A 10,923-nucleotide genomic window follows, 5' to 3' on the forward strand; every position below is an offset into this window, starting at 1 on the left:
CTTCGGCTACCTCACTCCCGCCGAGACAAGGCAGCGGCATCAACACACCCTCGCGGCATAACGATCACGTGTCCGAGATCACGGGGAAACTCCAGAGTTGCTCTCCTCCGCTGACTCGATTGGCGACATCATGAGGGCTGGTGAAGAGAACCCCGGCGCCGCACTTGATGCTGGAAAGCATCCCGGCGACCTCAGCACGGTCACCATGATGGGTGCGACGTCCGACCACATCGTCGAGACCAGCACGTCACTCGGCCTCGACCTCGCGCTCCCACTGGCCGTGCAGGCCCACTATCGGCGGGCGATCAAGAACGGACATGGCAGCGACAACTGGACTCGCATCATCGACAGCATCCGAGGACCGCGCTGACCAGACGCGGGACCGGTGAACACACGCCCAGCCGCGACTCCGCCCAGACCCCACCGCCTACTTGCGCCCTCGGCGGACCGTGACCCGGCACGGAATGGGGCTACGCCGGTCCCACGACCCCACCCTTCGTGCACTCAGCGATCGACGAGTTCTCACGGTTGGTCTATACCGTGGAGCTCGCCTCCGGGTCTGCCGGACGCGCAGGGAGCACGTATTCGTCGCATGCAGCTCATCGATGGGGTGTCAAGCAGCGGGCTTTGTGGAGAGTGAGTTAACTGGTTTCCTGGAGTGACGCAGGGGGTTCGGCCGCGTAGTGGGCGGCCTCGTGCTCGGCGGGGGTGACGTGTGCGAGATCGCCGTGCAGGCGTCGCTGGTTGAACCAGTCGACATACTCGGCGACCGCGATCTCGACGTCGTTGACGGACGTCCAGGGTCCCTTGTTGCGGATCAGCTCGGCCTTGAAGAGGCTGTTGAACGCCTCGGCGAGGGCGTTGTCATACGAGTCGCCCTTGGATCCGACCGAGGCCACGGCCGCCTCGTCGGCGAGGCGTTCGGTGTAGCGAATAGCACGATATTGGGCGAGTTCAACCGGTCGATGCAACACCGCCGTCGGCGAGGACATCCGCACTCTCATCCGTCGGCGGGCCGACGAACTTGCGCTGCCGGGCGAAGACTTCTGGCTGTTCGACTCCCGCGTGGTCGCGCTTCTGCACCACGACGACGATGACGTGATGACCGGCGTCGAGCTGGTAACGAACCCCGTCGAGGTGCTCCGAGACGCGCAGGCCCGGGAAGCTGCGTGGCATCACGCCATCCCGTACGACAAGGCGTAGCAGGTACGTTCGCTATGTGAGCACTGACTTCCAGCAGGGGCGGACGGCGCTGGGCGCGCGGCTTCGGGAGCTGTGTGCCGGCGTCCCCCAGCGTGTGCTCGCCGAGCGGCTCGGGTGGCCGCAGTCGAAGATGTCGAAGCTGGAGTCCGGCCGGCAGACGCCGACGATGGAAGACCTCACCGCGTGGGCCGCCGCGACAGAGCAGCCCGCAACAGTCGACGAGCTGGGGGCGCGACTCCAGGGCATTGAGTCGCAGATTCGTTCGTGGCGCCGCCAGCTGACCAGCGGGCATAAGCCGGTACAGGATGCGCTCACCGTCGAGTAAGAGCGCTCTACGATCCTTCGCGCGTGGGAGGGCGCGATGGTCGTCGGCATGCTCCAGACCCCGGACTACTCCCGCCATGTCTTCGCCCGGTACGCGGAGTTACACCGATCGCCCCGGGACCTCGACGACGCAGTACGCGCCCGCATGCGTCGACAGGAGATGCTCTACCAGCCTGGCAGCACGTTTCACTCCGTCATGTGGGAGGCCGCCCTGCACGCTGGGGTGGCCCCGCCGCATGTCCTCGCCGGGCAGCTGGACCGGCTCGTCGGTGCGATCGGCTTGGACACGATCCGCCTCGGCATCGTCCCCCTCGGCGCGAGTGTCACAGTCCCACCGGCCAACGGGTTCTGGCTGTACGACGACCGATTGGCGATCGTCGAGGACTGGCATGCGGAGTTGTGGCTCGACGACTTGGACAGCGTCCGTCTGTACCGCCGCGTGTGGGAGACGCTCCAGAGTTCCGCCGTGTACGGGGCGACCGCGCACCGGGTCATCACCCGCGCTCGGCCGCAGCTGGAGATGGCCTGAGAAACCACGCGAATCGCTCGGCACGGCGCTCGAATATCCGAGAATCACGCCCGGCTCTGATTCTCGCAGCGCCCTACGGTCCTTGTCATGGCTCTACCGACGCCGCACCACCCTGGTAACGCGTGGCTCGCCGAGTGCTCACGCCACCCCGAGACTGCCCTCGCAGTGTGGGCAATGGACGGCCTCGCCCCGATCCACACCAATCTCTGGCTCGCCGCCGAGGCTCAATTGTCCGTGGCCTTCCATGCTCACAGTCGACTGCCCCGCAACCGCCGCGGCCCACTCCTCCTTGCCCCCGGTCTCGACACCGCATGGTGGCTCGTCCCCCTCACCGCTGCTGGGGTCCTGAGTGATCTGCGGCCGATCACCGTGCACCCGGTGGACTGGCCCCTGCACTGCCCGCCTGTTGACCGGCCGGCAGGTGGACGCTTCTGGCACGTCACGCCGGACGGAACTGGCCGCCTCACCGAACCCGCCTATCTCGCCGCGGCAGTCGGTCCTGCTGCTGGCCGACTTCCCGCGGAGGCCTTTTGATGACCATTCCACGAGCCGCTGCCCTGGACGTGCTGCCCGTCCTGCTGCCCCCGCGCGGCGACCCATCGGAAGACGCACTCTGCGGTCGGGCATGTAGTTGGTGCCGCAGCGCGCTCACTCCGGGGGCCAGCGTTGACCTTGGCGAACGGGACGACGCCGAGGGGCGCCGGATCTTCCCGCGCGGATGCCCCCTCTGCACGGTCCAGGCGGTCTACAGGCAGTTGATCGACCACATCGATTCATGCGAGCAGTGCGTCGATGAGGGGCCCGCCTGCGCCGAGTCCGCCGAGCTATGGCGGGTCCTCAAGGAGGGGAGGAGGCTGTGACCGTCTGCTGGAGCTGCCAGAAGCCGATCGCTGTTGGCGAGCCGATCAAGCGGGATACCCAGCACACCGGGTCCGGGCCCGGCCGCACGGTCGAGATCCACAGCGGCCCGTGCCCCAGCCCGCCTCGCTCGCGAAGGTCGCCAGTCCGCATTCGCCGCCAGACCCCCGCAGCCGGAGTCTCCGCGGATCCCCTGCGGCGGGAAGATCGGGCGCTCGACACCTGCAAGTCGAGCGCCCGCGCCCCCACTCGGAGCTATGGATGGCTTACCGAGTGGGGAGGGCGGCCCCGCCTCCGGGCGGGGCCGCTACCTCAAGCTCCCGTGCCCCGCAGCGTGGACGCGGGCGGGCGGTGGCATGACGGACAAGGGGGGCCGCCGCCCGGACATAGGCGCTCACGCGGGGCACGAGGCGAAGGCTTGTTGTCCGTGAGGCAAGCAGACTTTCGCTGCGTGAATACATGAAGCAGGATGACGAATGGAGGTCGGCTCCAGTCGCTCGCCCGGACCCCGCTGGCAGCTGGAGTTCGACTGCCCCTGCGTTCAGCAATGCTGAGCGGGCCCGTGCACTGAACCCATTTCAACCTGGCGGTGTGGTCCGTCAGTTGAGCGGCTCTGCAACGTAGTGAAGCTCCTGGTAGACGGTGTCACGACCAAGATCCACCGTGCACCATCAGGAGCTTCACGTGCTTGCCTATCCGTCGGAGATCGATCTGTCCACCGCGCACCTGCGACGTCTCGCGCGTCAACTGTCCGGCCATCGCAGGGAGACCGGGACACGACGGCGGCGGCTGACCGTCGGCCGTCAGGCCCGACTCGTCCTGGCGCGCCTGCGCTGCGGTGACACCTACAGCCAGCTCGCCGCCGGGTCCGGTATGGGGATCGCCACCGTCTACCGCTATCTCCGTGAGGCCACCGAGGTGCCGGCCGCGCTCGCGCCGACGCTCAACGAGACGATAGCAACGGCGCGAAAGAAGGCGTATCTGATCCTGGACGGCACCGTGCCGCTATCGACCGGATCGCCGCCGACCGCCCGTACTGCTCCGGCAAGAAGAAGCACCACCGCATGAACGTGCAGGTCCTCACCGATCCCTCCGGCCGCCTGCTGCGGGCCTCCTCCGCGCTGCCCGGCGCGACCCACGATCCGACCGCGGCACGTGAGCACGCCATCCCGGACGCGCTCGGCACGGCCGGACTCACCACCCACGCCGACAAGGCGTACCAGGGCGCGGCTCACCGTCGTGCCATTTCCTCTGCGGGGCCTCCCTGCCGCGACGGCCACGCGTTTCCCGATGCGGCCCCGCGTCACCGTCAGGGCAGCAGGACGACCTTGCCGAGGTTGGCACGTGCTTCGATGATCTCGTGCGCTCGTGCCGCGTCAGCCAGCGGAATTTGGGCGTGGACGACCGGCTGCAACTGTCCGGACAGGGTCAGCTTCCACAGCTCCTCGCCATGCTGGTCGTAGAGCTCGCGGTGAGTGTTGGCAAACCTCGCCATGGTGAGCCCGGTGATGGTTTTCGATCCTGCCAGGAGGTCGAAGGCGGGAACGGTGCCGCCGCCCGAGTTGAAGAAGACGAGTCGCCCGCCGGGTGCAAGGGCGGAGACGGCGCGTGGGAGTAGATCTCCGCCGACTCCATCCAGAACGACGTCGGTTGGCTCTCCCCAGTGTTCGCTGTCGTAGGTCACGATCTCGTCGGCACCGAGACTGCGGAGGAACTCCGCCTTGGTGTGCGAACTCACGGCCGCGACGACCCGTTCAATGCCCTGGAGCTTGGCCAGTTGGACCGCCAGATGCCCCACTCCGCTCGCGGCACCCGTGATCAGGACCGACTCACTCACGAGGGGTCGGGCCGTGGCGAGGGCGGCGAAGGCGACGTGTCCACTGCGCACCAGCGCGACGGCCTGGACGGCGCTCGCTCCGTCCGGTATGCGGCTCGCCATGAAGCCGGGGGCGATTGCCAGTTCGGAATACGAGCCGCCGCTGAACGTGAGCGACGTGACGCGGTCGCCGACCTGGAAATCCGTCACCTGCGGGCCGAGTGCGATCACTGTGCCGGCAACCTCGCCTCCGAGGACTCCCGGTAGCGGCGTTTTGCCGTCTTCTCCGCGAACCTTGCGCACGGAGGGAAGGGTCACGCCGATGGCTTCCGTGCGGAGCAGTAGTTCCCCCGGTCCAGGCTTGGGGGTCTCCGCGTCTTCGACGCAGAGCACTTCAGGACCGCCGTACTCATAGAAACGAACCCGCCGCATGCACACCTCCAGGTCGTTGGGAGGCCCAACGATAGCGAAGGATCATAGGGAACCCCAATGATTTTTTGGTTAGTCTGGCCCTATGTCCGAGACCACCAGCGCTCCCGCCCGTATCCGCTCCCTCCCCAGCTGGCTCCTGGGTCGCGCAGCAGCGCGGGGGCACCGGCTCGTCGCCGAGGCCCTCGCTCAGGTAGGCATGCGGATGATGCACCATGCCGTGCTGTCAGCCGTCGCCGAATTGGAACCCGTATCGCAGGCCGAGTTGGGCCGCAGCCTGAGCATCGATCCCAAGGACATGGTCGCGATCCTCAACGACCTCCAGAACGACGGCCTCGTGACCCGCGCGCCGGACGCCGAGGACCGTCGAAAGAACGCCATCACCCTTTCACCGGACGGGGAGCGTCGCCTGCTTCAGACGGAGAAACTGGGCCGTGAGGCGAACGATGAGCTGACCGCTGGCTTGACGCCTGCCGAGCGGACCCAGCTCATGGGTCTCCTCGCGCGCATTGTCCAACAGGATGAGCCTTGCGCTGAAACCGGCCCCGGTGGCGAATAGCGCCTCGCCACGCATGCCCGGGAAGACAGCGCGGCAGCCGTCCCACCCCCAGGACGGGAAGCCTCGGCATCGTGTCCGATTTCTCGGCTGCCACCTCCATGATCACGTTCCGGAACCGGACTTTCGCACGGCTGCGGCAGCGCTCCTGCCGAACACGCCGACGGGAGCACACCAGCAACGCTTTCGCCCGAATGAGGTACGGCAGCGACCTGCGAATCTCAGCTTGGTGTCGGACCCGACTTCCATCCGACAACGACCATGAGATTCCGACACGGGATCTGAGACCCCACACTCTCTGTAGGTTCCCATTACCTGATCCAGCGTCAACTCTTGTGACCTGCGGCTTTGCGCACCGTTCCAGCATCGTGTCAGCGCCGGATTCCCATGGTGCGTGTCATTTTCCTCGGCGCACGAACCCAGAGGCGTCTGCGTGCGGGCGCCGACCGCATGTTGGTGAGCACGGACGATGGAGGAGTCGACCGAGACGACCCAGTCGATCTCATCCGCCTCGTCGGCAGCAGCCTGGGCCTGCTGGAGCAGAAGCGGCCACGTTCCGTCCGCGGACAAAAAATCCGGCCTGTGCAGGCCCTGCTTTGCGATGCTTACGCCGGGTCCGGGTCTGGGCTCCGAATGATGTTCGCGAAGACATCGGGGGCGTCGCTGTTGTCCTCAGACGTGTATGCGTACTCAACGATGAGGGAGAACGGTATGGAGCCGTTAGAACTCCGCCGAGCAGTTGCGGCAGGACGGGCAACCGCTTCGGAGCTGGGCCCTCAGGTCGACGATGCCATCGTCATCCACAACTCGGACCGCGTCGCACTGCGCATGGTCCCTTGCGATGTTCTCGCCCGGGTCGCGCCTTCGGGGCATCTGGCTGGTTCCGAGTTCGAAGTGGAGGTTGCTCACCGTCTCGCCGACGTCGACGCACCGGTGGCTGAGCTCGATCCTCGGGTCGAGCCCCCGTGTCTATGTGCGTGACGCCTTCGCCATCTCGCTCTGGACCTACTACGAACCTGTGGGATCAGAGATCGCGCCGACCGACTATGCAGACGCGCTCATGCGGCACCATGCCACCCTGCGCCAGATCGATCTGGACGCACCGCATTTCACCGATCGAGTCGCCGCGGCGCTGAGAGAGGTGAACGACCGGGAGCAGTGAGCGTTTTTCAAGCTGGCGGCGCTGACCGCGAGTCGGACAACCTCGCGCAACGACGAAGCTCCTGGTAGACGGGTTCTCGACCAAGATCACCCGTGTCTGCCAGGAGCTTCGCGTGCTTGTCTACCCGTCCTCGATTGATCTGTCCAACCGCAGCCTGCGGTTTCTGACCAGGCAACTGGTAGTGAGGCGACGGGAGATCGGGACCCGCTGGAGGCGGCTTTCCGCAGCACGCCAGGCCATGCTCGCCTTGGCCCACCTGAGGTGCGGTGACACCTACGCACAGCTCGCCGCCGGGTTCGGCATCGGAATCGCGATCGCCTACCGCTATATGCGCGAGACCGTCGACCTCCTGGCAGCCCTCGCCCCGACCCTGACCGAGGCGATGGAGACGATCCGGGAGAAAGCGTTCGTCATCCTCGACGGCACGCTGCTGCCGATCGACCGCATCGCCGCTGATACCCCGTACTACTCCGGGAAGCACAAACGCCACGGCATGAACGTCCAGGTCCTCACCGACCCGTTCGGCCGTCTGCTGTGGGCCTCACCGGCCCTGCCCGGCTCGACCCACGACCTGACCGCCGCCAGGCAGCACGGGATCACCGACGCTCTCGCCGATGCAGGGCTGAGCTGCTGGGCGGACAAGGCGTATCAAGGCGCCGGCGGGCCCGTTCGGGTGCCGTTTCGTGGTCGTCGCCTCAAGAGGTGGAAGCGCCGCCACAACACCACCCACGCCAAGATTCGTTGCATCGGCGAGCAGGCCATGGCCACGCTGAAGGGCTGGCGCCTCCTGCGGAAACTCCGCTGCAGCACCAATCGGATCACCGACGTGGTGAAGGCCGTCCTCGTCCTTCACCACGCATCAGCATGAGGATGAAAAACGCTCACTGTAATGCGGTTGAGAACGAGCAGCGCTGAGCGACGAATCCAGTTCGACGTGGGCCAGTGCGGTGCATGATCATGCGTTCATGCCCCTGACAGAGACACTCGCCCGAGTTGATGCAGACCTGGCTGCCGGCCGGGTTCCCGTCGCTCGCCAGCGCCTGCGTGGTCTCATCTCGTCCTACCCGCATGACTTGACGCTCCGCCGTCGTCTGGCCGAGGTGTACCGGCGCTACGGAGACGCCGCCGAGGCCGGTCGCTGGATGTACCTCGAAGAGGACCGGAATGCCGACGAGACCGCCGCCTTCGAGACTCGATACGGCTCTCCCGGGTGGCGGATGAAGGCCCTCGCCTGGCACGGCCCTGAGGTGAAGGCCGGCACCAACTTCGCAGAGGGGCAGCTGGTCGCAGTGCGGACCGCCTGCGCCGAAAAGCTAGGGCACGCCGTCAACTGGGATGACCCCGCCTCCTACCGAGGCGACCTGAAAGGGGAGAGCGAGGTGCCAACCGGGCCGTGGACGGTCGGCGGCGTGCTAGCAGGCGTCGGCTGCCTGGTGGCGGCCCTTGCGTTCCTCGCGATCTGGGTGAATGGACTCGTTGCCCTCTTCGACTGACTCAGGTTTCCGAGGCTTGCGTCCGGAAAACGCGAGGCCCCTCAGGGGCAACAAGGGTCGGTCTCGCAGAGCGTGGCAGAGGTCCTCGCTGCTCGTCATGCACGATCGGCCTGCTCGGGGCGAGCTTCGGTGCACCGGCGCGGCAACCCTCCCTCCCTTCCTACTCATCGTTCGTCCCCAGATGCGGCCGCACTGGAACCTGGCCATGGCCGTCCTCGTGGTTCTCCTCTGCTGGGCGTGGCCGGTTCGTCCGGACCAGAACGCGCTTGAGCCAGCGGTCCGAGCCGTCGTAGCGAGGTGTGAAGGATCTGCGGCTGTGTACGGCCATGTCGTTGTCGATGAGGACCGCGTCGCCGGGGCGCAGCTGTACTGTCTTTGCGCAGGCAGCGAGGTGCGCTCCGAGCGCCCTGTAGGCGTTGTCGAAGGCGGGGGCGTCGGTGAGCATTCTGCTGTAAACCGGGTCGTAGCGCAGTTGTCGACCATCTAGCCCGTTCCAGAGCGTCTTCATCCCGGGCGCAGTGGCGGTTTCTGTCCGACTGCCGTATGACTCGTCCGGCATGATTTGCACCAGCGGCTTTCCCAGCTGCGCCGCCTGCTCGTCGGAAACGGCGGCCCGGCGGATGCTCGCCACGGCGGTGCCGACAGCTTCGGGGTTGCGTACGCAGACCAGTATCAGCAGGTCCGCGCGCTGCGGGTGAAATGCGTCCTCCGTGTGGCAGGTCAGAGGTGCAGTGCTGCTGGCTCCCACTTGTAGGCGCTCACATCCCTTACTGGGCACGATGTTGTGCACCAGACGCCCATTCTGCTGATTCACCCACCCGAAGACGTCGCCCACCGTCGATGCGGCCAGCACGAGTGCGATGTCGAGGGCTGCCGTACGCGCCGAGACGGCCTCGGTCCAATGCGCCGGGGTCGGACCGGCCTCACGGATGAACGGCGCGAACAGGCCGGGCAGGACCCGGTATCCGTCTGCCGTGAGTTCGGACGACAGCAGGGGGTACAACGCAGCGACAGAAGCGGCGCGTTGCGGAGTCGGCTGCCGTTTCAGGACTGCCTCGGGCGTGATGCCGTCCTGGGCGAGGTCACGGGCCACCGTCGCCAGCCTCTCGGCCGCAGCGGGAACAGTGTCATGTGCCAGCATGCTCCCTCCTTTGCTTCGCGGGGACCAGGCGCGTATCCGACCAGAGCGCGGGTGGGGCGCCATGGGCCTTGAGATAGTGGGCTCTGCGTTTTCTACCGTGCGCTACATCAGTCGCCGTGCACCTGGGTCGTTCGAGAGCGCCGAGGTGGGGTGGTCTGCACCCGTGCCCGAGGAGCAGTGAGTCGCGATGCTGGTGGAGCGGGCCCGGTCCGAAGGACTACAACTGGCTGGTGGGCGCAGGCTGTTGCAATAGGGGACGAAGCGAGTGCCCGAGTTCGCCTTGGAAGGCGAGATCACCGTCGCCGAGTCCGCCTTCAGCCCGGCCGTGCCGGAGGAGTGCGAGACGGGCAGCAGGCAACATAGCTGGAGACAGTGTCACGTTCACGACCGCTGCCCGCCACACTGTCAAGGGCCCGCCGGCAAGCTGACGGACCCTATGAGTGGTCGGCGTCAGTCGAATTCGCCGTCGCGTACTCCGCCCCGGAAGGCCGCCCACTCCTGCTCCGTGAAGCGCAGGTCGGCCCGGTCAGGGTTCTTGGAGTCCCGCACAGCAACCGCGCCGCCGCCCAGATCGGCTACCTCCACGCAGTCGCCATCTGCCATGCTCCTGGCGCTCTTGCGCCACGAGGCAGATGAAAGATCCCGCTCATACAGATCGTGCTTGCGCATGATGGGCTCCTTCCTCTCACCTTCCACCGTGCGCCCCATCAGTGGCCCGTGCACCTCGGGGATCCGCAGCACGCCGAGCCCGTACACGGTTCGCCTGCCGACGCCGCGGGTCTGAGCCTGATATCGCCACTCCGCGGGCGGACAAGCGGCCGGGCACACGATGTATCGCGGCCCGGCCGTCCACCGGGGCCCCGGATTCTCCAGTTCTACGGCGTTTCGACGGATCCTGGACGATCTGGTCTGCTTGACGTCGGCGCATGACCAGAGCCGAACCGCCCCGTCTCCTGCGCCGGCGCACCGTCACAGCGACCGGTGCCTGCGCACTCGTCGGACTGATCCTCATCGCTCCCGGCTCCTCGGCAGACCCACGCTTCAAAGACTGCGGCCGCGGCCAGGTCCGCGCGTTCTCCCTCGACCCGTGCACCGCAGAGCCCTGCACACTCCGGCCCGGCCAGGCCGTCACCGCAACGATGCCCTTCGTCCCCCAAGAGGCGTCCCAGTCACCCCAGCTCAACACGCAGATGAACGTAAACGGGCTGTGGGCCGACGTGCCGGTCCTGGAGGAAGTCGACACCTGCCAGGAAAATCTGTCACCCCCTCCTGCCAGCTCACTCCCGGAACGACCTACACCCTGCGCTACCAGCTCCCGATGCCGGATACCCGCCTGGGCCGCACCCCCATGGAGTGGAAGCTCTACGACGCCAACACCAACTCCACACTCGCCTGCGCCACCACGACAGTCC

8 protein-coding genes and 5 pseudogenes are annotated in these 10,923 nt (G+C 66.8%); 8 read left to right on the top strand and 5 right to left on the bottom strand.

What is annotated here, in order from left to right; all coding sequences use genetic code 11:
• Positions 1 to 91: 91 nt before the first annotated feature.
• A pseudogene (locus ACIREE_RS41985) lies at positions 92 to 370 on the top strand (NAD(P)-dependent oxidoreductase); the annotation flags it as partial.
• 271 nt (positions 371 to 641) lie between these two features.
• Here ACIREE_RS41985 and ACIREE_RS41990 read toward each other — a convergent pair.
• Positions 642 to 992, bottom strand: coding sequence for an integrase core domain-containing protein (locus ACIREE_RS41990; protein ID WP_404164797.1), 351 nt, complete (start codon positions 990 to 992; stop codon positions 642 to 644).
• Positions 993 to 1,002: 10 nt separating this feature from the next.
• Here ACIREE_RS41990 and ACIREE_RS41995 point away from each other — a divergent pair, with 10 nt between their 5' ends.
• From ACIREE_RS41995 to ACIREE_RS42005, 3 genes and pseudogenes are all read left to right on the top strand, one after another.
• The gene (locus tag ACIREE_RS41995; protein ID WP_404164811.1) at positions 1,003 to 1,203 is read left to right on the top strand and encodes a DUF6879 family protein; all 201 of its coding nucleotides are present in this window, start codon (positions 1,003 to 1,005) and stop codon (positions 1,201 to 1,203) included.
• 16 nt (positions 1,204 to 1,219) lie between these two features.
• Positions 1,220 to 2,056: pseudogene (locus ACIREE_RS42000) on the top strand (helix-turn-helix domain-containing protein).
• Between the two features lie 1,542 nt (positions 2,057 to 3,598).
• Positions 3,599 to 4,143: pseudogene (locus ACIREE_RS42005) on the top strand (transposase family protein); the annotation flags it as partial.
• An 80-nt stretch (positions 4,144 to 4,223) separates the two neighbouring features.
• On the opposite strand, the gene ACIREE_RS42010 reads toward ACIREE_RS42005, so the two are convergent.
• A complete protein-coding gene (locus ACIREE_RS42010; protein WP_404164799.1) occupies positions 4,224 to 5,162 on the bottom strand; it encodes a zinc-binding alcohol dehydrogenase family protein in 939 nt (312 codons plus the stop codon).
• Positions 5,163 to 5,244: 82 nt separating this feature from the next.
• On the opposite strand from ACIREE_RS42010, the gene ACIREE_RS42015 reads away from it, so the two are divergent.
• Complete coding sequence (locus ACIREE_RS42015; RefSeq protein WP_404164801.1) at positions 5,245 to 5,718, top strand: MarR family winged helix-turn-helix transcriptional regulator; 474 nt, start codon at positions 5,245 to 5,247, stop codon at positions 5,716 to 5,718.
• Between the two features lie 432 nt (positions 5,719 to 6,150).
• On the opposite strand, the pseudogene ACIREE_RS42020 reads toward ACIREE_RS42015, so the two are convergent.
• Positions 6,151 to 6,279 (bottom strand): annotated as a pseudogene (locus ACIREE_RS42020) (IS5/IS1182 family transposase); the annotation flags it as partial.
• A 147-nt stretch (positions 6,280 to 6,426) separates the two neighbouring features.
• On the opposite strand from ACIREE_RS42020, the pseudogene ACIREE_RS42025 reads away from it, so the two are divergent.
• The 3 genes and pseudogenes from ACIREE_RS42025 to ACIREE_RS42035 all read left to right on the top strand — a co-directional run.
• A pseudogene (locus ACIREE_RS42025) lies at positions 6,427 to 6,874 on the top strand (aminoglycoside phosphotransferase family protein); the annotation flags it as partial.
• Between the two features lie 115 nt (positions 6,875 to 6,989).
• The gene (locus ACIREE_RS42030) at positions 6,990 to 7,745 is read left to right on the top strand and encodes a transposase family protein (RefSeq protein WP_404164803.1); all 756 of its coding nucleotides are present in this window, start codon (positions 6,990 to 6,992) and stop codon (positions 7,743 to 7,745) included.
• 97 nt (positions 7,746 to 7,842) lie between these two features.
• Positions 7,843 to 8,370 (top strand): DUF6584 family protein, encoded by a 528-nt coding sequence (locus ACIREE_RS42035; protein ID WP_404164805.1) that lies wholly within the window; start codon positions 7,843 to 7,845, stop codon positions 8,368 to 8,370.
• 160 nt (positions 8,371 to 8,530) lie between these two features.
• Here the strand turns inward: ACIREE_RS42035 and ACIREE_RS42040 are convergent, their stop codons facing one another.
• Both ACIREE_RS42040 and ACIREE_RS42045 read right to left on the bottom strand, forming a co-directional pair.
• Complete coding sequence (locus ACIREE_RS42040; RefSeq protein WP_404164807.1) at positions 8,531 to 9,511, bottom strand: TauD/TfdA family dioxygenase; 981 nt, start codon at positions 9,509 to 9,511, stop codon at positions 8,531 to 8,533.
• Positions 9,512 to 9,961: 450 nt separating this feature from the next.
• Positions 9,962 to 10,180: a DUF397 domain-containing protein gene (locus tag ACIREE_RS42045; RefSeq protein ID WP_404164809.1), complete on the bottom strand. Its 219-nt coding sequence runs from the start codon at positions 10,178 to 10,180 to the stop codon at positions 9,962 to 9,964.
• Positions 10,181 to 10,923: the final 743 nt, after the last annotated feature.

Origin of the sequence: Streptomyces sp. NPDC102467, assembly GCF_044765445.1 — a bacterium.
Taxonomy (GTDB): domain Bacteria; phylum Actinomycetota; class Actinomycetes; order Streptomycetales; family Streptomycetaceae; genus Streptomyces.